General features: G+C 68.4%; 16 protein-coding genes and 1 riboswitch. Of the genes, 7 read left to right on the top strand and 9 right to left on the bottom strand.

Annotated elements, in window-relative coordinates; translation table 11 throughout:
* Window position 1: 1 nt before the first annotated feature.
* Both ACIGII_RS15240 and ACIGII_RS15235 read left to right on the top strand, forming a co-directional pair.
* Window positions 2-1,021 (top strand): glycosyltransferase family 2 protein, encoded by a 1,020-nt coding sequence (locus ACIGII_RS15240; RefSeq protein WP_399639342.1) that lies wholly within the window; start codon window positions 2-4, stop codon window positions 1,019-1,021.
* Window positions 981-1,412 (top strand): CBS domain-containing protein, encoded by a 432-nt coding sequence (locus tag ACIGII_RS15235; protein ID WP_399639344.1) that lies wholly within the window; start codon window positions 981-983, stop codon window positions 1,410-1,412. Before ACIGII_RS15240 ends, ACIGII_RS15235 begins: the two co-directional genes overlap by 41 nt.
* 255 nt (window positions 1,413-1,667) lie before the next feature.
* Here the strand turns inward: ACIGII_RS15235 and ACIGII_RS15230 are convergent, their stop codons facing one another.
* The 4 genes from ACIGII_RS15230 to ACIGII_RS15215 all read right to left on the bottom strand — a co-directional run bounded on the left by ACIGII_RS15230 (window position 1,668) and on the right by ACIGII_RS15215 (window position 7,215).
* Window positions 1,668-3,593, bottom strand: a complete 1,926-nt coding sequence (locus ACIGII_RS15230; protein WP_399639473.1) for an AsmA family protein — start codon at window positions 3,591-3,593, stop codon at window positions 1,668-1,670.
* A gap of 332 nt (window positions 3,594-3,925) precedes the next feature.
* The gene (locus tag ACIGII_RS15225) at window positions 3,926-4,564 is read right to left on the bottom strand and encodes a hemolysin III family protein (protein ID WP_399639475.1); all 639 of its coding nucleotides are present in this window, start codon (window positions 4,562-4,564) and stop codon (window positions 3,926-3,928) included.
* An 86-nt stretch (window positions 4,565-4,650) separates the two neighbouring features.
* On the bottom strand, window positions 4,651-6,255 hold the full coding sequence (locus tag ACIGII_RS15220; RefSeq protein ID WP_399639347.1) for a peptide chain release factor 3: 1,605 nt from the start codon (window positions 6,253-6,255) through the stop codon (window positions 4,651-4,653).
* 75 nt (window positions 6,256-6,330) lie between these two features.
* Complete coding sequence (locus ACIGII_RS15215) at window positions 6,331-7,215, bottom strand: M23 family metallopeptidase (RefSeq protein ID WP_399639349.1); 885 nt, start codon at window positions 7,213-7,215, stop codon at window positions 6,331-6,333.
* A 143-nt stretch (window positions 7,216-7,358) separates the two neighbouring features.
* Window positions 7,359-7,478, top strand: a riboswitch (SAM riboswitch).
* Window positions 7,479-7,556: 78 nt separating this feature from the next.
* Between ACIGII_RS15215 and ACIGII_RS15210 the strand changes: the two genes are divergently transcribed.
* From ACIGII_RS15210 to ACIGII_RS15200, 3 genes are read left to right on the top strand one after another with little or no spacing between them, the layout of a single operon-like run.
* Window positions 7,557-8,585 (top strand): homoserine O-succinyltransferase, encoded by a 1,029-nt coding sequence (locus tag ACIGII_RS15210; RefSeq protein ID WP_399639352.1) that lies wholly within the window; start codon window positions 7,557-7,559, stop codon window positions 8,583-8,585.
* Window positions 8,582-9,826, top strand: a complete 1,245-nt coding sequence (locus ACIGII_RS15205) for an O-succinylhomoserine (thiol)-lyase (RefSeq protein WP_399639355.1) — start codon at window positions 8,582-8,584, stop codon at window positions 9,824-9,826. The genes ACIGII_RS15210 and ACIGII_RS15205 overlap by 4 nt, the downstream gene beginning before the upstream one ends.
* On the top strand, window positions 9,823-10,890 hold the full coding sequence (locus tag ACIGII_RS15200; protein WP_399639358.1) for a homoserine dehydrogenase: 1,068 nt from the start codon (window positions 9,823-9,825) through the stop codon (window positions 10,888-10,890). The genes ACIGII_RS15205 and ACIGII_RS15200 overlap by 4 nt, the downstream gene beginning before the upstream one ends.
* Before the next feature lie 76 nt (window positions 10,891-10,966).
* Here the strand turns inward: ACIGII_RS15200 and ACIGII_RS15195 are convergent, their stop codons facing one another.
* Both ACIGII_RS15195 and ACIGII_RS15190 read right to left on the bottom strand, forming a co-directional pair.
* Window positions 10,967-11,965 carry an alpha/beta fold hydrolase gene (locus tag ACIGII_RS15195; protein ID WP_399639360.1) on the bottom strand — a complete coding sequence of 333 codons (999 nt, stop codon included), beginning with the start codon at window positions 11,963-11,965 and terminating at the stop codon, window positions 10,967-10,969.
* 50 nt (window positions 11,966-12,015) lie between these two features.
* A complete protein-coding gene (locus ACIGII_RS15190; protein WP_399639363.1) occupies window positions 12,016-13,398 on the bottom strand; it encodes an L-serine ammonia-lyase in 1,383 nt (460 codons plus the stop codon).
* An 86-nt stretch (window positions 13,399-13,484) separates the two neighbouring features.
* On the opposite strand from ACIGII_RS15190, the gene ACIGII_RS15185 reads away from it, so the two are divergent.
* Window positions 13,485-13,733, top strand: coding sequence for a glutaredoxin family protein (locus ACIGII_RS15185; RefSeq protein ID WP_399639365.1), 249 nt, complete (start codon window positions 13,485-13,487; stop codon window positions 13,731-13,733).
* On the opposite strand, the gene ACIGII_RS15180 is transcribed toward ACIGII_RS15185, so the two are convergent.
* Genes ACIGII_RS15180 through ACIGII_RS15170 form a run of 3 tightly spaced genes read right to left on the bottom strand, consistent with a single transcriptional unit; the run spans window position 13,702 to window position 15,541 of the window.
* Window positions 13,702-14,271 (bottom strand): YceI family protein, encoded by a 570-nt coding sequence (locus ACIGII_RS15180; RefSeq protein WP_399639368.1) that lies wholly within the window; start codon window positions 14,269-14,271, stop codon window positions 13,702-13,704. The two genes, ACIGII_RS15185 and ACIGII_RS15180, sit on opposite strands and share 32 nt — an antisense overlap.
* A 2-nt stretch (window positions 14,272-14,273) precedes the next feature.
* The gene (locus ACIGII_RS15175) at window positions 14,274-14,846 is read right to left on the bottom strand and encodes a cytochrome b (RefSeq protein WP_399639371.1); all 573 of its coding nucleotides are present in this window, start codon (window positions 14,844-14,846) and stop codon (window positions 14,274-14,276) included.
* Window positions 14,843-15,541: a YceI family protein gene (locus tag ACIGII_RS15170; RefSeq protein WP_399657563.1), complete on the bottom strand. Its 699-nt coding sequence runs from the start codon at window positions 15,539-15,541 to the stop codon at window positions 14,843-14,845. The genes ACIGII_RS15175 and ACIGII_RS15170 overlap by 4 nt, the downstream gene beginning before the upstream one ends.
* A gap of 129 nt (window positions 15,542-15,670) precedes the next feature.
* Between ACIGII_RS15170 and ACIGII_RS15165 the strand changes: the two genes are divergently transcribed.
* Window positions 15,671-19,249 carry an ATP-binding protein gene (locus ACIGII_RS15165; RefSeq protein WP_399639374.1) on the top strand — a complete coding sequence of 1,193 codons (3,579 nt, stop codon included), beginning with the start codon at window positions 15,671-15,673 and terminating at the stop codon, window positions 19,247-19,249.
* Window positions 19,250-19,347 lie beyond the last annotated feature (98 nt).

Here is a 19,347-nt window from a genome sequence, read left to right as displayed (position 1 = left end):
CATGTCCGGTGAAAGGCTGACGCTGGTCATAGCCGCGCACAACGAGGCGCAGGCGCTGCCGCTGCTGCACCCGCGCCTGCGCGCGGTGCTGGCGGGTCTGGACGGCATCGAAGGCCGGGTGGTGTACGTGGACGATGGCAGCACGGATACGACCTGGGAGGTGATGCAGGCGCTGGCTGCGGCGGACGACAGCGTGGGAGTGCTGCGGTTGTCGCGTAATTTCGGCAAGGAGGCGGCGCTTACGGCGGGGTTGGATGTGGTCGATGGCGGGGCGGCGATGATTCTCGACGCCGATGGCCAGGACCCGCCGGAGCTGATTCCGGAATTCGTGGCGTTGTGGCGGCAGGGATACGACAACATTTATGGCACGCGGCAGGAGCGCGATGGCGAAACCTGGCTCAAGCGGGGCTCGTCGTCGCTGTTCTACCGGGTGATCGGGCGGCTGTCGAGAACGCCGATTCCTGCCGATACGGGCGATTTCCGTCTGCTGTCGCCGCGTGCGTTGCAGGCGCTGGGGCAGTTGCGTGAACGCCACCGGTTCATGAAGGGGCTGTTCGGCTGGGTCGGGTTCCGGCGCAAGGCGCTGCCGTACCACCGGCATGCGCGCATGGTGGGGGACACGAAGTTCGGTTTCTGGAAGTTGTGGAACTTCGCGCTGGAGGGCATCACGAGTTTTTCGACGGTGCCGCTGCGGGCGGCAACCTATCTGGGACTGTTGACGGCCAGTGTTGCGTTCGTGTTCGGTGCGTGGGTGGTGGTGAAGGCGGCGCTGTACGGGGACCGGGTGGCGGGGTATCCGACGATGATGGCGGTGATCCTGTTCCTGGGCGGGGTGCAGTTGATCGCGCTGGGCCTGATTGGTGAATACCTGGGGCGGCTGTACGAGGAGTCGAAGCAGCGGCCGTTGTATCTGGTTGACACCTGGCATGCGCCGTTCGTGGCAGACTCGGCGGTGCATCCCATCGGTGGAGGGCAGCGAGATGACCACGGTACGACAGCTGTTGGAAGGCAAGTCCCCTGAGGTATTCGCGGTAGGTCCGGAATCGGCGGTGATCGACGCGATCCGGTTGATGGCCGAAAAAGGCATCGGAGCGGTGGTGGTGATGGAGGGTCGGGACCTGGTCGGGATCCTGTCCGAGCGCGATTACGCGCGCAAGGTGGTGTTGCACGACCGTTCGTCGAGCACGACGCGGGTGGGCGAGATCATGACGGCGAAGGTGGTGACGGTGGCGCCGTCGGAACAGGTTGAACACTGCCTGCAGCTGGTGACCGATTTCCGCATCCGCCACCTGCCCGTGGTGGAAGGTGGCACTGTGATCGGGGTGATCTCCATCGGCGATCTGGTGAAGTCGGTCATCGACGAGCAGGCGCAGACGCTGGATCAGCTGCAGCAGTACATCGTGGCGGGTTGAGTGGGCTGTTGGCTGCGAACAGCGACAGCGAACAGCGACAGCGAACAGCTGGAAGGCAGCTTGTCATTGCTCCGTGCAGGGGCGGCCGCCGGGCAGCCCCCTCCGGGACACGCCGTGAACCCATCCATGGGGGCTTGTCAAAAACATCCATGTTTTTGACAGTCCCTACGGGGGCTGCCCGGCGGCCGCCCCCATACGGGGTCGTGGTCGGTTGGTAACAGCAAAGGCAACGGCAACGGCAACGGTAACCGCTACTTACTTGGCGTAGCGGCCGCCGCAGTTGGAATCTTCGCCTGGGCCGGTCTCGATGGTGGCCAGCAGCGCGGCGGGCGGGGTGATGGTGCCCAATGCGACTGCGATGGCGCCGCGGATGCCCAGTGCCTTGAAATCGGGGCGGAACGAGGGGTCCTTGAAGGTGCCGCCGATGCGCAGCGGGGAGCGCAGGGCCAGGATGCTGATGTCCTTGGGGCGCGGGCGCAGCAGCAGGTCGAGCTGTTCCTGCTTGAGGTCGATGGTGCCTTCGCCGAGCACCAGGGTGTCGGTGGTGTCGAAGGCGAGCTGCTGGGAGGTCATCAGGCCGCGCTGTACGCCGAAGTCGCCCCAGGCGCAGCGCAGGGGGATCTGCCGGTCGCCGGTGAACAGGAACTTCAACGATTCGGCGACGTCGAGGCCGGCCAGTTCCATGATCAGGTTGCCGATGTGGCCACGGCCCATGCCGATGGCGACCTTGCCGTCGGAGCTGCCGAGCATGGCGGCGATGGAGTTGCCGGTGCCGCTGAGATCGATGTCGCCGCTGATGGCGCCGGAGGCCTGTTCGGCCAGCTTGGCATCGGGGAACAGCCGGCCCAGCTGAACCTTGCGGATGCTGGCCTTGAGCTGGGTTGCGATGGCCGGCTTGCGTGCGTCCATGCGGATGGTGCTGCGGATGTCGCCGCCGGCGACGCCGAAGTTGAGGGGTTCCAGGCGCAGCAGGCCGTCGTCGAGCTTGAGGTGGGCGTCCATGTCGTCCAGCGGCAGCGCAGGCGCGTTGATGCGCTGGGCCTTCCACTTCACGTCGGCATCCATGGCGCGCAGCTTGGTGAGGTTGTAGGGGGTATCGGGCAGGACGGTCGCTTTCGCGGCCAACGCTGCGGCCTCGGCCTTCTGTTCGGCGTTGGCCGATTCGCCGGCGCCGGTCTTGGGGGGCGCGCCGATGAACCCGGCCAGGTCGTCGAAGTCCAGGCGCTTGGACACGAGGTCGGCTTTGAGGAAGGGGCGGTCGCGTCCGGTTTCGATCTGGGCAGTCCCGGCGAGATCGCTGTCGCCGGCCACGCCGGTGAAGTTCTCGTAGCGCCAGGTGTCGTTGTTGCGCTTGAGCCTGCCCTTGAGGCGATACGGGGGCGTGGAGGGAATGGCCAGGCCGATCAGGGGGTACAGGTCTTCCATGTCCTGGCCGCTGAGGGCGAAATCCAGGTCGAAGGTACGCAGGGCGAAGGGGTTGGTGAGGGTGCCGCTGGCGATGGCGCGGGTGGCGCCGGCGCGGCCGTCGAGGTGGATGCGGAAGGGGTGTTCGCTGTTGGTCAGTTCCAGCGGCGATTCGGTGTTGCCGGCCAAGGTGAAGGGGTTGCCCTGCCAGCGCCCCTTGCCGCTGACCAGCAGCGGCGGGGCGCTGTCGGCGCTGCGCGGTTTGCCACTGTTGAGCGCGACCAGGATGTCGGTCTTGCCGGCGGCGTCAAGGAATTTCAGGCGACCATCGTCGACCAGCAGGCGCTGCAGGACGGGGGGATCGCCGTCGCTGGGGCCGAGGAAGTCCCAGTTGCCCGGCTGGCCTTTGCCGGGAGCGGTTTCCAGCAGGAGGTCGGGGCGGGTAAGGCGGATTTCGGGAATGCGGACCTGGCCGCGGAGCAGCGGCCAGGCGCGCAGGTCGATTTCGGCGCGATCGGCGCTGGCCATGCGCGGGGTCCTGGACCATTCGGCGTTGGCGAAGGTCAGGCCGTCTGCGCGGATGGTGAGCGTGCGCCCGAGATCGACGTCAAGGTTGCCGCCGATATGGAATACACGGCCGGTCTTGGCCTGCACGGCGCGTTCGACCGGGCCCTTGAACCAGTTCCAGTCCCACAGTGCGATCACCAGCAGGATCAGGGCAACCAGGAACACCAGCACCGCCAGCCAGCGCTGCCCGCGCTTGCCAGGCCGGCGCATGCGCCAGCGCGGGCGGGAGGATGGGGCGGTGGGCGCAGGATCGGTAAAGGTATTCACTCCACCATCCTTGCCCGTCCATCGTGCAGGTAACGCGAAGCAGACGTAACAGTCGCGTCAGCGAGGAGGTCATGCAGCACGTGCAAGCCCCCTTTTGTTAAGGGGGCGCGCCGACAGGCGCGGGGATAGGCGGCAATACGGGCCCCACGGTTTGCATCGCAAACCGTGGGCTACAGGTGCGCGTTGCGCACCTGTACGCCGACAGGCGCGGGGATGGGCGGCATGCCCGGGGGCCCGATCCTGCGCAGCAGGATTGGGCAGTCACTTCGTAGCAGTCACAGCACCTGTGATGTGACTGCTACGAAGTGACAGACACTTCCACCTATCACGAACAGGTGCCAGATGGCGTGGGAGTAGCGGATCGATTCGCGATGGTAGAAGTAGGTACCCAGCGTGTACGACAACCCGCCGGCGAACAGCCAGCCCAGGGTCCAGCCGTCGATGTGGGACCACATCGGCTTGATCGCCACCAGCACCATCCAGCCCATGGCGATGTAGATCGCGGTGGAGAGCAGCTTGAAGCGGCCGGTGAAGAACAGCTTGAAGATGACCCCGGCCACCGCCAGGGTCCAGATGGCGATGAACATGCCCCATCCCCACGATCCGCGCAGGCCGATCAGGGTGAAGGGGGTGTAGGTGCCGGCAATCAGCAGGTAGATGGCGCAGTGGTCGAAGACCTTCAGGCGGCCCTTGGCGATCGGGTGCTGGATGGCGTGGTAGAGCGTGGAAGCGGTGTAGAGCAGCAGCAGGGCCACGCCGAACACGATGGCGCTGGCCAGCTGCCAGCCGTCGCCGTAGATGGCGGCGAGGGTGATCAGTACCGCACTGGCGGCCAGCGCCGCCACGGCGCCGAGGCCGTGGGTGAGGGCGCTGGCGATTTCTTCACGTACGGACGCAACAGAGGTCATGGCGATGGTCGAGGCACGGGGAGGGGGACCCGCTTGCCCCTATCATCGCCGCGATGGCACGCGCGTGCACGCGCCATCGCTGCCGCGCCCGGTCAGCCGACCGAAATGCTGTGCGCGGCTTCGCGGGTGGCGGCAAAGCGGACGTCCGGCGCGCGTTCCTGGGCCAGCTGCAGGTTGACCCGGGTCGGCGCCAGGTACACCAGGTGGCCGGCGGCATCGATGCTGAGATTGCTGGCGTTCTTTTCGCGGAACTCCTCCAGCTTCTTTTCGTTGCTGCAGGTGACCCAGCGCGCGGTGGTGACGCTGACCGGCTCGAAGGTGGCTTCCACGCCGTATTCGTCCTTCAGGCGGTAGGCGGCCACGTCGAACTGCAGCACGCCGACCGCGCCCAGGATCAGGTCATTGCTCATCAGCGGGCGGAAGAACTGGGTCGCGCCCTCTTCCGAGAGCTGGGCCAGGCCCTTCTGCAGCTGCTTGAGCTTGAGCGGATCGCGCAGGCGGGCGCGGCGGAACAGTTCCGGGGCGAAGTTGGGAATGCCGGTGAAGCTCACCGCTTCGCCTTCGGTGAAGGTGTCGCCGATGGAAATGGTGCCGTGGTTGTGGATGCCGATGACATCGCCGGGCCACGCTTCGGCGGCGATCTCACGGTCGCTGGCCATGAAGGTCAGCGCGTTGGCCAGTTTCATTTCCTTGCCGGTGCGCACGTGGAAGGTCTTCATGCCGGCCACGAAACGGCCCGAGCAGACCCGCATGAACGCCACGCGGTCGCGGTGCTGCGGGTCCATGTTGGCCTGGATCTTGAAGACGAAGCCGGTCAGCTTGTTTTCCTGCGGGGCGATGACCCGGCCGGTGGTGGCGCGCGGCTGCGGCGACGGCGCGTGCTCGACGAAGAAGTCCAGCAGCGGCTGCACGCCGAAATTGTTCACGCCCGACCCGAAGAACACCGGAGTCTGCCTGCCGGCCAGGTAGGCCTCCAGGTCGAACGCATGGCTGGCGCCCTGCACCAGGTCCAGTTCATCGCGCAGGTCGGCCAGCATGCGGTCGCCGATCTTCTCGGCCAGGCCGGGCGAATCGATCGACGGGAAGATGGTGGAATCCTGGCGGGTGAAATTGCGACCCTGTTCGTACAGGTGTACCTCGCCCGAAATCAGGTGAACCACGCCCTTCAGGCGCTGGCCCATGCCGATCGGCCAGGTCACCGGCGCGCACTGGATGCCGAGCACGCTCTCTACTTCATCAAGCAGGTCGATCGGCTCCTTGCCTTCGCGGTCGAGCTTGTTGATGAAGGTCATGATCGGGGTGTCGCGCAGGCGGCACACCTCCATCAGCTTGATGGTGCGCTCTTCCACGCCCTTGGCCACGTCGATCACCATCAGCGCCGAGTCCACGGCGGTGAGCACGCGGTAGGTGTCCTCGCCGAAGTCGGCATGGCCCGGGGTGTCGAGCAGGTTGACGATCTTGCCTTCGTACGGGAACTGCATGACCGAGGAGGTCACCGAGATGCCGCGCTCCTTTTCGAGCGCCATCCAGTCCGACGTAGCGTGACGGGCGGCCTTGCGGCCCTTGACCGAGCCGGCCATCTGGATCGCGCCGCCGAACAGCAGCAGCTTTTCGGTCAGCGTGGTCTTGCCGGCGTCAGGGTGGGAGATGATGGCGAAGGTGCGGCGGCGCGCAGCTTCGGTAGCGACTTCGGACATGGCGTGACGCGCCCGCCCGGGGCGCTTTTCATGGAAATAAGCCCATGAGTATACCGGGCAGCCCGCCGTGGCGGGTCAGGGGCTGGCCGCATCGCCCGCGTCGGGCTGTTCACGCGCGAAGTGCAGCTCGCCCTGGGGCGCCACGATGCGGACCGGGATCGAGCGCAACTGCATGCCGGTATTGGCCTGCACCACGAAGTGAAGGTGCGGCGCCGTGCTGTAGCCGGTGTTGCCCGAGACGCCGATGCGCTGCCCGGCCTCGACCCGCTGGCCGCTGCGCACCAGGACCCCGTTTTCGCGCAGGTGGGCGTAGACGGCCATGCTGCCGTCTTCATGCAGCACCCGGATGAAATTGGCCCGCTCGCGGTCGCGCCGCGGGTCCTGCCCGTTGCCGCTGAAATTACCCTGCACCTGCATCACCTTGCCGGCGCGTGCGGCCAGCACCGGGGTGCCTTCGGGCAGGGCGAAGTCGACCGCGTCGCGGTTTTCCGCGTCGGTGTGGCTGAAATGCCCCTGCGGCGCCTGGCTGACGTGGAAGCGCCGGGCATCGAACGGCAGCTGGTAGGCCACGTCCTGCGGGCGCGCGGCCGGATCGCCGGGGACAGCGTCCAGCAACAGGTTCAGGCGCTGGGTGTCCGGGGGCAGCTGCATCCTTGCCACCACCACGCTGGCCGAACCGGGCAGCACGGTCTGCAGCGGCAGGCCGGGCAGCACCGCCGCGCCGACCTCCTGGCGCAGTGCGATCTGTACCGGCCCGGTCAGGTGGTTGTCGACCCGTGCCCGCCAATACGCGGCGCCCCCCTCCAGCTTCACCGATGCCAGCGTGCCGGCGGCGGGGCCCTGCGGGGCCGTGCTGGCCGGTCCCACCAGCCCCCAGCCCGAGCGCCACGCGCCGGCCGGGGGCGGACCGGCGGCCGTCACCAGGGGCACCAACAGGGTCAACAGCAGGGTCCAGCGCATGGTCCAGGTTCCGGGGGCAGTGCGCGGACTCTACGCAAGCCGGTTGGTCCAGGAAAGCCCCGCGGGTGCCTGATGAGAAAAAAACATATCGCTTCATGCGGATGAAAGGATTGACATCGACGGAGGGGGCTGGCATCGTAGGGTCACCATCGAGACCGGCAGAGGGACAGGCCCTTTGAAGCCGGGGCAGCCCGCAGGCGCGCAAGCGACCTGCGTAGGTGCCAAATCCTGCGGGGACCGTGGCGTCCACCGAAAGATGGTTCGAACCGTGCACAGCCTGTGCGCTTCGAACGCGAGCTCCGCGAAAGCTCGATGGCCGTTTTCCTCTTCGGGATACCGCCATGGGTTTCGCTACTGCCGCTGTTGCCACCGAGTCCTTCGCCCCTTTAAGCGTTCCGGTCGATACCGGGCGCACTGCCGTACGCGGCGAGATCGCTGCGGTGCTGTCGTTGCGGCATGGCGGTCCACGGCCGGTACGCCTGCGTTACGAGCTGGTTGGCCGCGCCGGCGCGCCGGTGGTGGTGCTGGCCGGCGGCATCTCCGCGCACCGCCACGTGGCGGCCAATCTGGAGTTTCCCGAGAAGGGCTGGGCCGAAGGGCTGGTGGCCGCCGGACGCACGCTGGATCCGGCCGCGCGCCGCATCCTGGCCTTCGATTTCATCGGCGCCGACGGCGCGCTCGACCTGCCCATCGATACCGCCGACCAGGCCGACGCACTGGCGTTGCTGCTGGACCACCTCGGCATTCCCCGGTTGCAGTGCTTCGTGGGCTATTCCTATGGCGCGCTGGTCGGCCAGCAGTTCGCGGTGCGCCACCCGCAGCGGCTGGCGCGGCTGGTCGCGGTGAGCGGGGCGCACCGCCCGCACCCGTATGCGGCCGCCTGGCGCGCGCTGCAGCGCCGGGCCGTAGCCCTGGGCCAACTGCAATGCGCCGAGCATCACGGGCTGGCGCTGGCACGGCAGTTCGCGATGCTCAGCTATCGCACCCCGGAAGAATTCGGTGAGCGCTTCGACGCGCCGCCGGAAGTGGTCAATGGCCGGGTGCGCGTGGCCGCCGAAGATTACCTCGACGCCGCCGGTGCGCAGTACGTCGCGCGCACGCCGGTGGAAGCTTACCTGCGGCTGTCCGAATCGATCGACCTGCACCGCGTGGACCCGGCCGCGATCGGCGTGCCGACCGTGGTGATCGCGGTCGAAGGCGACCGCCTGGTGCCGCTGGCCGACCTGGTCGGCCTGGTCGAAGGGCTGGGGCCGCGCGGCAGCCTGCGCGTACTGCGCTCGCCGTATGGCCACGACGCCTTCCTCAAAGAAACCGATCGCATCGACGCGATCCTCGCCACTGCAATCCGTACCCCGGGAGAAAACGCATGAGCCAGTCCGCCGGTTCCGAACCGACCTGTAGCCGTGTCACCGCCGCCGTGCGCGCCGGGATCGATCGCGATACCGCGCATGGTGCGGTGACCCCGCCGATCGTGCTGTCGTCGAACTTCAGCTTCGATGGCTTTGGCAACAAGCGCCAGTACGATTACACGCGCAGCGGCAACCCCACCCGTGACCTGCTCGGTGAAGCGCTGGCCGACCTGGAAGGCGGCGCCGGCGGGGTGATCACCTCCACCGGCATGGGCGCGATCAATCTGGTGCTCAACGCGCTGCTGCAGCCGGGCGATACCCTGGTGGTCCCGCACGACGCCTACGGCGGCAGCTGGCGCCTGTTCAATGCCTTGGCGAAGAAGGGCCACTTCCAGCTGGTCACCGCCGACCTGACCGATCCGCGCTCGCTGGCCGACGCGCTGGCGCAGTCGCCCACGCTGGTGCTGGTCGAAACGCCCTCCAACCCGCTGCTGCGCATCACCGACCTGCGCTTCGTCATCGATGCCGCACACCGTGCCGGCGCGAAAGTCGTGGTCGACAACACCTTCCTGTCGCCGGCGCTGCAGCAGCCGATCGCCTTCGGTGCCGACGTGGTGCTGCATTCGACCACCAAGTACATCAACGGCCACAGCGATGTGGTCGGTGGCGCCGTGGTCGCGCGCGATCCGGCACTGCACGAGCAGCTGGTGTGGTGGGCCAACGCGCTGGGCCTGACCGGTTCGCCGTTCGATGCGTTCCTGACCCTGCGGGGCCTGCGCACGCTGGGCGCGCGGCTGCGCGCGCACCAGGAAAACACCGCCGGGATCGTGCAGCTGTTGGCCGCCAGTGCTGCGGTGGCCACCGTCTATTACCCGGGCCTGGAATCGCACCCGGGACACGCGATCGCCGCGCGCCAGCAGAGCGGGTTCGGCGCGATGCTGTCCTTTGAACTGGCCTCGTGCCCGGGCGATGATCCGCACGCGGCGGTGCGCGCCTTCGTCGATGGGCTGCGCTGCTTCACCCTGGCCGAATCGTTGGGCGGGGTGGAAAGCCTGGTCGCGCACCCGGCCACCATGACCCATGCGGCGATGACCGCCGAGGCCCGCGCCAACGCCGGGATCAGCGAAGGTCTGCTGCGCCTGTCGGTGGGCATCGAAGCGGCCGACGACCTGGTCGCGGACCTGCAGGGCGGCCTGGAGCGCGCACAGGCCGTGATCGACCGCCAGGCGCAGCTGGCCCGCCGCAAACAGGTGGATGCATGAGCGCGGTGCTGCCCTTCGCGCGCACGGCGCCGCGCCGGCTTGCGTTGCTGGGTACGGGGACGGTCGGGACCGCGTTCGTGCAACGTTACCAGTCGCTGCAGTCGCGTGGCATCGAGCTTCCGCAGTTCGCGTGGCTGGCCAATTCGCGCACGGCACGCGCCTGCGAACAGCATCCGGCGCAGGCGCTGGACCACGCCAACGAGGCCGCGCGCACGGTGCCGACGCTGCAGCCGTGGGCCGACGCCGAGGGCCTGCAGCGCGGGGACGTGGTCGTCGATGCCACCGCCAGCGACGACGTGGCCAACTGGCACGAGCACTGGCTGGCACGCGGCGTGCACGTGGTGACCGCCAACAAGCTGGGGCAGGGCGCGCAGCTCGCCCGCGCGCAGGCCATCGCCGGCAGCGGGCTGGACGGCGGGGCACGCTACGGCGACAGCGCCACCGTGGGCGCAGGGTTGCCGCTGCTGAGCAGCCTGCGCGGGCTGGTCGCCGGCGGCGACCGCATCCATCGGGTGGAAGGCGTGCTGTCGGGATCGCTGGCCTGGTTGTTCCATCACTACGACGGCCAGCGTCCGTTTTCGGCATGGGTGCGCGACGCGGTGGGCGCCGGCTATACCGAGCCGGACCCGCGCGTGGACCTGTCCGGCGAGGACGTGCGCCGCAAGCTGTTGATCCTGGCGCGCGCCAGCGGCGTCGCGCTGCGCGCCGACCAGGTCCAGGTGGCCTCGCTGGTGCCCGACGCATTGGCGTCGCTGCCGGCGGCCGCGGCCATTGCGCAGTTGGGATTGCTGGACGCGCCGCTGCAACGGCAGTGGGAGCAGGCCCGCGCGCAGGACGGCTGCCTGCGCTTCATCGGCGGTTTCGACCACCAGGGCGCCACGGTTTCCCTGCGCATCGTGCCCTTGGACCACCCGTTGGCCGGCGGCGCGCAGACCGACAACCGCGTGGCGATCCACAGCGACCGCTACAGCGCCCAGCCCTTGCTGATCCAGGGGCCCGGCGCGGGCGCCGACATCACCGCCGCCGCGCTGCTCGACGACGTACTGTCCATCACCCGCGCGTAGCAACACGCCATGCGTGTCCACGCAATCCCCCCGGAGACACGCCCCACGCGGACACGCATGGCGTGTCCGCCAAGCATCAGCCGCCCTTCAACGCCTTCAACAAAGCGGCATTGAACCGCTCCGGATCCTGCACCTGCGGCGAATGCCCCAGCGCGTCGAAGCTCACCAGCGTCGCCCCGGGAATCGCCGCAGCCGCGGCCTTGCCCAAGGCCGGATAGTCGCCCAGCGTGGCCTTCAGTGCCGGAGGTGCCAGGTCGCGACCGATCGCGGTGCGGTCCTTCTGGCCGATGAACAGCGTGGTCGGCACGCGCAGGTTGGCCAGCTCATGCACCACCGGCTGGTTGAACACCATGTCCGAGGTCAGCGCCTGGCTCCAGGCCACGGCCTGCTTGCCAGGACCGGCGTACATGCCGGCCTGCATGCGCGCCCAGTGTTCGTATTCCGGCTTCCATTCGCCGTTGTAGTACACCTCCAGCTGGTACTTCCTGATGCTGTCGAAGCTGGTCTTGAGTTCATTGGCATACCACGCATCCACGCTGCGCCACGGCACGCCCTTGGCCTTCCAGTCTTCCAGCCCGATCGGGTTGACCAGTGCCAGCTGGCGCAGCTGCTGCGGGTACATCAGCGCAAAGCGCGCCGCGAGCATGCCGCCCATCGAATGGCCGACCAGGTCCACCTGGGTGGTGTCCAGCTTGAGATGGGCCAGCAGCGCTTCGGTGTTGGCTGCCAGCTGGCCGAACGAGTACTGGTAACGCAGCGGCTTGCTGGATTTGCAGAAGCCGACCTGGTCCGGCGCGATCACCCGGTATCCGGCGCTGCTCAACGCCTTGATCGCGTCGCGCCAGGTCCCCGCACAGAAGTTCTTGCCATGCAGCAGCACCACGGTGCCGACCATGGCCTTGCCCGCGGGGGGCACGTCCAGGTAGGCCATTTCCAGCGGCTGGCGCTGCGAATCGAAGCTGAAGGTCTTGACCGGCCAGCCGTAGTCGAAGGCCTGCAGGCGCGCGTCGTAGGTATCGGCGGCGAACGAGGTCAGGGGCAGGCAGGCAAGCAGGGCGGCGGCCAGGATGCGCATGGCGGTCTCCAGTGGGGGAACCCCGAGGATAACCGCCCGCGCGTCTCCGATCAGCACTCGATGACGTTGACCGCGAGCCCGCCGCGGCTGGTTTCCTTGTACTTGTCCTGCATGTCGCGGCCGGTATCGCGCATGGTCTTGATGACCTTGTCCAGCGACACCTTGTGCTTGCCGTCGCCGCGCATGGCCATGCGCGAGGCGTTGATCGCCTTCACCGCGCCCATCGCATTGCGCTCGATGCAGGGAATCTGCACCAGCCCGCCGATCGGGTCGCAGGTCAGGCCCAGGTTGTGTTCCATGCCGATCTCGGCTGCGTTCTCGATCTGGCTGGGGTTGCCACCCAGGGCCGCGACCAGGCCGCCGGCAGCCATCGAGCAGGCCACGCCGACTTCGCCCTGGCAGCCCACTTCCGCGCCGGAGATCGAGGCGTTTTCCTTGTACAGGATGCCGATCGCCGCCGAGGTCAGCAGGAAATCGAACACACGCTGTTCGTTGGCGCCGGGGCAGAACCGGTCGAAGTAGTGCAGCACCGCCGGCAGTACGCCGGCCGCGCCGTTGGTCGGGGCGGTCACCACGCGCCCGCCGGCGGCGTTCTCTTCATTCACCGCCAGCGCATACAGGTTCACCCAGTCCAGCGTGGTCAGCGGGTCGCGCATCGCCGCTTCCGGCTTGGACGACAGTTCGCGGTACAGCGCCGGGGCCCGCCGCGACACATGCAGGCCGCCGGGCAGGGTGCCCTCCTGGCGGATACCGCGGGCGACACAGGCCTGCATCGCGCTCCAGATCTCACGCAGCTGGTCGCGGATCTCATCCTCGCTGCGCCAGCACTTTTCGTTCTCGAACATCAGCTGGGCGATGCTCAGCCCGCTGCGCGCGGTCTGCGCCAGCAGTTCGTCGCCGCTCTTGAACGGGTAGGGCAGCGGGGTTTCGTCGGGCACGATGCGGTCGTCGGCAGCGTCGTCCTGGTTGACCACGAACCCGCCGCCCACCGAATAGTAGTCGCGGGTGGCGATGACCTGTTCCTGCGCATCGTAGGCCGTGAAGCGCATGCCATTGGTGTGGTAGGGCAGCTTCTGGCGCTTGTTCAGGCCCAGGTCGCGCTTCTCGTCGAAGGCGATCTCGTGGGTGCCCATCAACCGGATCCGCTTGCTGCTGCGGATCCGCTCCAGCGTGTCGGGAATGATGTCCGGGTCGATCAGGTTCGGGCGCTGGCCTTCCAGGCCCAGCAGGACGGCCTTGTCGGTGCCGTGGCCGCGGCCGGTCAATGCCAGCGAGCCATAGACATCGGCGCGGATGCGCACCACGTCCTGCAGGCAGCCCGGATCAAGCAGCCAGCGGTGCACGAAGCGTTCGGCGGCCTTCATCGGTCCTACGGTGTGCGAGGAGCTCGGGCCAATGCCGATCTTGAAAACGTCGAACGTGCTGACAGCCATGAGTGCCAAACTGCGGGTATCGGATGGAACGCTATTCTATGCTTTCCCCGGCCAGCACCCTGGCTGCAACGCAACATGGCGGGCCGATGTTCATCCTTTACCAGCGTGACGACTGCCATCTGTGCGACCTGGCCCTTGCGGTCCTGGCCCAGGCCCGGGTACCCGGCCTGGACAGTGTGTTCATCGACGATGACGCGGCCCTGGAGGCATGCTACGGCAGCCGGGTGCCGGTACTGCGCGACGCGCAGGGCCGGGAGCTGGACTGGCCCTTCGACGTGGCCACGGTCCAGGATTTCACCGCGATTACTTCGCCTGGAGCTTCACCCGCGTGCTGATCGCGGTGTCGTCCGGAATGTTCCTGGTGTCCTTCCAGTCGCCCTGGCCCACGCCGAAGTCCAGGCGCTTGACCGTGGCCTTGCCGGTGAGCACCGGATTCGCGCCGGGCGTCCAGTCGAAGGTGAAGGTGACCGGCTTGCTTACGCCGCGCAGTTCCAGCGTGCCGTTGGCCACGTACTTGTCGCCGCTCCGGGTGAAACCCTTGGCGGTATAGCGGGCGGTGGCGAATCTGGCCACGTCGAAGAAGTCCGCCGTCTGCAGCGTCGAATCACGGTCGCCGTTCCCGGTTTTGGCGCCGGCCAGCGGAATGGTCACGTCCAGCGTACCGGCGGCCGGGTTGGCCGGATCGAAGCTGATCCGGGTGGAAAAACCGGGGAAGCTGCCGGTGAACACTTCGCCGTCGTATTTGGTCGCAAAGGCCAGCGTCGAGCCGGCGCCCGGCGCCTGCACGTAATCGGCGGCGAGCACCGGGGCGGTGGCGATCAGGCCGGCCAGCGCGGCGGCCACGGCAGCGGGGGAGGTGAGCTTGATGTTCATCGTCAATCCTTCTGGGGGGAGGCGAGCCAACCCTGCGGCAACATGCGCGCAAGCGTGGCATCGCGTTGGAAGAGATGGTGGTACAGCGCGGCACCGGCATGGGCGACGACCACGGCGATCAGCAGCCAGAAACCCCACTCATGGATGGCGTGGGAAATGTCGCGCGCGTTCGGGTCCGGCGCCACCAGCTTGGGTACCTCGACCAGCCCGAACCAGCGGAACGGGCGCAGGCCACTGGCCGAATCGTAGATCCAGCCCGACAGCGGCAGCGCGAACATCAGCACGTACAGCAGCCAGTGGGTGGCCGACGCGATGCGCTCCTGCCAGCTGGGCGTGCCCGGGACCGGTTCGGGCGCACCGGCGTACAGCCGCCAGCCGAGGCGCAGCGCGACCAGCGCCAGCACGGTGATGCCAAGCGACTTGTGCGCGGTGTACACCCAGAAGTACTTCGGGGTGCGCGGCAACTCGCCCATGGTCAGGCCGACGATGCCAAGCAGCAGGATCAGCAGCGCGATCAGCCAATGCAGGCCCTGGCTGATGCTGCCCCAGCGGTCACGGGTATTTCGGGTGGTCATGGCGAGCGCTTCCGGGCGGGCGGAGAAGATGCGGGATCGGAGTCGTCGACCGGTGCGGGAGTTCCCGGTTCGTCGACGGACGGTGTGTCCTGCGGATCGGTGGCGTTGCGATCGCGGAGCGCCTCGGCTTCGATGCGCAACTGCACCTCGTCGCCGATCATCGACGGCCAGGCATCCACGCCGAACGCGCTGCGGCTGAGCGTGGTGGTGGCCGAAAAGCCGGCGGTGCGTCGGAACGGGGGCATCGGATGGCGCTTGACCGCATTGAGCGTGACCTCCAGCGTCACCTCGCGGCTCACCCCACGCAGGGTCAGCTCACCGACGACCCGCGCGTGGGTGGCGTCGACCGGTTCGACGCGGGTGGAGACAAAGCGCGCCTGCGGATGGCGGTCGGCGTCGAGCAGGTTGCGCGCCAGGGCGGCCTTGTTCCACTTGTCGTCGCCGAGGTCCAGGCGCTGCAGCGGCACGCCGACCGACAGCGTGGCCGTGCTCCAGTCCTCTGGATCGAAGGAGAGCGTGCCTTCGCTGCCGGACACCGTGCCCAGCGCCTGCGAGAACCCGGCGTGTTCCACCGCGAACAGCACCCGGGTGTGGACCGGGTCCAGCCGGTAGGTATCCGGCGCGGCGGCCGCCATCCAGGGGGTGGCGCACAGCAGCAGGGCAAGGGTCAGGCGATGGCTCACGGCCGGCTCCATTCAGGGCTGGGCCGATCATACGCGCTGGGCCGTGATCCCCGGCAGCACCATGGCTGCAACAGTTCGTGGTGGCGCCGGACGCGCAGCGGGCCCCGCTGTGTGACAATCGCGGCCAACAGGGAGAACTCGATGGCGTTGAGCGCGCGCGGTTGGCGGGCAGGCATCGTGCTGCTGGCACTGGCTGCGTCTGCCGTGCCGTCGGCGTCGTGGGCCGCAGGGACATCGGCAGAGACACCGCGCATGCGCCGCTTCGGTGCGGCCGAAGGCATGCCGTCGCGCATGGTGCTGGCCCTGGCGCAGGATCGGCAGGGATATGTCTGGGCCGCCACTGACGATGGCCTGGCGCGCGTGGACGGCGTTGGCCTGAGGGTGTGGCGCAATGAGCCGGACGACCCGGGTTCGCTGCCCAGCAACGAGATCGAAACGTTGCTGGTCGATCCGCTGGATCGGGTCTGGGTCGGCAGCAACGGCGGCGGCCTGAGCATGCTCGGCCCCGCCCGTGAACGCTTCGAACAGTTTCCCGACATCAGCGCGCACTGCGACGGGCAGTTCTGGTCGCTGGCCTACGCGGGTAAATCGCTGTGGATCGGCACCAATGCCCATGGCATCTGCCGCCGCGACGAAGACGGCAACCTGGTGCGCTACCGCGCCGATCCTGCCGATCCGGGCAGCCTGCCCAGCGACACCGTCTACACGATGCTGTCCGACGCACAGGGGCGGGTCTGGATCGGCACCGGCAGCGGCGTCGCACGCTGGGACGGCAAGGCCTTCACCCGTATCGCGCCCGCGCTGCTGGGCGACAAGAGCGTGTTCCGCCTGACCCGCGACCGCGACGGTACGGTCTGGGCCGGTACCCAGGGCGGCCTGTTCCGCATCGGTACCGATGACAGCGTGCGCCCGGCGCCGTGGTCGCCCAGCGCCGACGTGCGTGCTGCCTCGGTGGTCCACGACCGCAACGGCGGCTACTGGCTGGGCACGGCCGACGGGCTGTACCGCGGCGACGACCGCAGCATGCGCCTGCTGGCCGGCGATGCCGGAAGTGGCTTCCTCACCGAACGCAGCGGCGTGCTGGACATGCTGCAGGACCACGAAGGCGGCCTGTGGTTCGCCATGCTCACCCAGGGGCTGGCGTACCTGCCGCCGGACTGGAAGCGGTTTTCGACCTGGTACCAGCTCGACGGCAAGCCGCTGGACAGCGCGTACCTGCTCAGTGCCGCTGCGGCAGGCAACGACTATTACATTGCCGCCGCGCACGGCGTGTACGCGCTGGACGCGGGCGGGCAGCTGCGCCAGGTGGCGAACGAAAAGCAGCTGGGGATCGGCGCGGTGCGTTCGGTCCTGCCACGCGCTGACGGTGCGTTGTGGCTGGGGCGTGCGGGCAGGCTGGGCCTGTACCACCCCGGCACGGGCCGCCTGCGCGAATGGACGATCGGCAGCGGCACCGATGTGCGGCAACGCATCGAGCTGATCCGCCAGGCGCCCGACGGCGGGCTGTGGCTGTCGATCACCAACCTGGGCGTGCAGCACCGCGACGCGCAGGGCAAGCTGCTGGACGAGATCCGCATCGACGCTGGCCGCGGCCTGGTCGACATGCCGGTGGAGCAGATGGTGTTCGATCCACGCGGGCAGCTGTGGATCATGGGCGATCTCGGCGAGATGGGATTGCTGCGCTGGCAGCAGGACCGCTTCGAACGCGTGCCGGGGATCGCCCCGGGCAGTCTGTACGACATGCTGTGGATCAGTCCGGACGAAGCCTGGCTGGCACGAAAGGGCAGCCTGGAGCGATACCGCTGGGACGGTCTCAGCATGACCCTGCGCGAACGCGTGGGCGCCGCGCAGGGCATGCCGCCGGTGTCGATCGGCGGCCTCGCCCGCGGCGCCGACGGGCAGGTGTGGGCGACCACGCCGCGTGGGCTGGTCAGCTGGCGCCCGCGCGATCGCCGCCTGCGCGTCTACGGCGAACGCGATGGCCTGCCCGACGTGGAGTTCAGCGGGCGTCCTCCGGTCACCGGGGCGGACGGGCGCGTGCTGGCGGTTACCGCGACCGGCCTGGTGGCGTTCGACCCGAACGCGCCGGAGCTGGCGCTGCCCCCTTCGCAGCTGGTCATCGACAACATCCAGGTGCGCCGCGACGACGCCGAAGGCCAGCAGTCGCTGCCGGTCAACGCGCCGCTGCTGCTGGGGCCGGACGACCGCGACCTGATCATTTCGGCGCGGCTGCTGTCCTATGCCAGCCCGATGGGCAACCGGTACCGCTACCGGGTTTCCGGGTATGACCAGAACTGGGTGATGCAGAACGCCGACGGCGAACGTCTGCTGTCGCGCCTGCCTCCAGGCGGGTACGCCATCGATGTGCAGGCCGCCACGCCGCAGGGCGAGTGGACGCCCTCCCGCACCATCAGCGTGACGGTGCAGCCGCCGTGGTGGCGCAGTGGCTGGGCCATCCTCAGCTACGTCATCCTGTGGCTGCTGCTGGTGGCCGCCCTGGCCGCGTTCGCGCGCGCGCGGCTGCGCCGGCGCCAGCAGTGGCAGCTCACCGTGCACAAGCAGCAGATCGCCGAACAGGCCTCGCAGGCCAAGAGCCGTTTCCTGGCCACGCTGGGCCACGAAGTACGCACGCCCATGACCGGCGTACTGGGCATGAGCGAACTGCTGCTTGCCACGCCACTGGACGAGCTGCAGCGCGGGTACGCGGCCTCCATCCAGCACGCCGGCGCGCACCTGCTGCGGCTGGTCAACGACGCGCTCGACCTCGCCCGGATCGAGGCGGGCCGGCTGGAGCTGGATATCCGGCCGTTCGATCTGATGTCGATGCTTGCCCAGGTCGACGCGCTGATGGAACCGATGGCACACCATCGCGGGCTGGCCTACGAACGCAGCTTCACCCTGCCTGGCCCCATCCAGGTCAGCGGCGATGAAATGCGCGTCCGGCAGATCCTGATGAACCTGCTCGGCAACGCGATCAAATTCACCGAACACGGCCACGTGGGGCTGGGCATCGATCTGGTCGAACAGGGCACCGGGGTGGTGTTCGACGTGTCCGACACCGGCCCGGGCATCAACCGTGACCAGCAGGAGCGCCTGTTCCACCGCTTCGAACAGGCCGACGGTCCGCGTACCGCCTCCCGCTACGGCGGCAGCGGGCTGGGCCTGGCGATCTGCCAGGAACTGGCGGTTGCGATGGGCGGGCGGATCGAAATCGACAGCCAGCCGGGCCAGGGCGCGCGGTTTACCGTGCATCTTCCGCTGCCCTGGTCGCAGCGCAGCGGTCCGGCGTCGCAGGCCGTGCCCGACGGAAGCGTGATCGCGCTGCCTCCGCTGCGGATCCTGCTGGTGGAAGACGACGCCACCGTGGCCGAGGTGATCGCGGGACTCCTGCGCGCGCGCGGCCATGCCGTGGTGCATGCGCTGCACGGCCTGGCCGCGTTGTCGGAAGTGGCAGCCGGTGCCTTCGATGTCGGCCTGCTCGACCTCGACCTGCCGGCGCTGGATGGCATCGCCATCGCCGGCCAGCTGCGCGCGATGGGGTATGCGCTGCCGCTGATTGCCGTGACGGCGCGTTCGGATGCCTACGCCGAGCAGCAGGTCCTGGCTGCGGGGTTCGACGGTTTCCTGCGCAAGCCGGTCACCGGAGACCTGCTGGTGTCGGCCATCGCCCAGGCCTGCGCGAAGCGACGGGCAACGACGGACGGTGCCGCTGTTCAATAGGCTGTGCGTCAGAAAAACGCAGAATCAATCTAAAACTTCACTTGCGCGACTGTGACGCCGTCACGCATATGCCGCTGCACCGCGCGGGCGAAGGTTCT

Source organism: Stenotrophomonas sp. NPDC077420, assembly GCF_044543385.1.
GTDB lineage: Bacteria > Pseudomonadota > Gammaproteobacteria > Xanthomonadales > Xanthomonadaceae > Stenotrophomonas.
Note: the sequence above shows the minus strand (reverse complement) of the source record. Positions and strands in the feature narration are given on the sequence as shown.

Coding starts and splice junctions, on each gene's coding strand:
- ACIGII_RS15230 (WP_399639473.1), bottom strand. CDS start 3,593: ATGCGCCGGCCTGGCAAGCGCGGGCAGCGCTGGCTGGCGGTGCTGGTG.
- ACIGII_RS15175 (WP_399639371.1), bottom strand. CDS start 14,846: ATGACCACCCGAAATACCCGTGACCGCTGGGGCAGCATCAGCCAGGGC.
- ACIGII_RS15210 (WP_399639352.1), top strand. CDS start 7,557: ATGGGTTTCGCTACTGCCGCTGTTGCCACCGAGTCCTTCGCCCCTTTA.
- ACIGII_RS15190 (WP_399639363.1), bottom strand. CDS start 13,398: ATGGCTGTCAGCACGTTCGACGTTTTCAAGATCGGCATTGGCCCGAGC.
- ACIGII_RS15235 (WP_399639344.1), top strand. CDS start 981: ATGACCACGGTACGACAGCTGTTGGAAGGCAAGTCCCCTGAGGTATTC.
- ACIGII_RS15215 (WP_399639349.1), bottom strand. CDS start 7,215: ATGCGCTGGACCCTGCTGTTGACCCTGTTGGTGCCCCTGGTGACGGCC.
- ACIGII_RS15220 (WP_399639347.1), bottom strand. CDS start 6,255: ATGTCCGAAGTCGCTACCGAAGCTGCGCGCCGCCGCACCTTCGCCATC.
- ACIGII_RS15170 (WP_399657563.1), bottom strand. CDS start 15,541: ATGGAGCCGGCCGTGAGCCATCGCCTGACCCTTGCCCTGCTGCTGTGC.
- ACIGII_RS15195 (WP_399639360.1), bottom strand. CDS start 11,965: ATGCGCATCCTGGCCGCCGCCCTGCTTGCCTGCCTGCCCCTGACCTCG.
- ACIGII_RS15240 (WP_399639342.1), top strand. CDS start 2: ATGTCCGGTGAAAGGCTGACGCTGGTCATAGCCGCGCACAACGAGGCG.
- ACIGII_RS15165 (WP_399639374.1), top strand. CDS start 15,671: ATGGCGTTGAGCGCGCGCGGTTGGCGGGCAGGCATCGTGCTGCTGGCA.
- ACIGII_RS15185 (WP_399639365.1), top strand. CDS start 13,485: ATGTTCATCCTTTACCAGCGTGACGACTGCCATCTGTGCGACCTGGCC.
- ACIGII_RS15200 (WP_399639358.1), top strand. CDS start 9,823: ATGAGCGCGGTGCTGCCCTTCGCGCGCACGGCGCCGCGCCGGCTTGCG.
- ACIGII_RS15205 (WP_399639355.1), top strand. CDS start 8,582: ATGAGCCAGTCCGCCGGTTCCGAACCGACCTGTAGCCGTGTCACCGCC.
- ACIGII_RS15180 (WP_399639368.1), bottom strand. CDS start 14,271: ATGAACATCAAGCTCACCTCCCCCGCTGCCGTGGCCGCCGCGCTGGCC.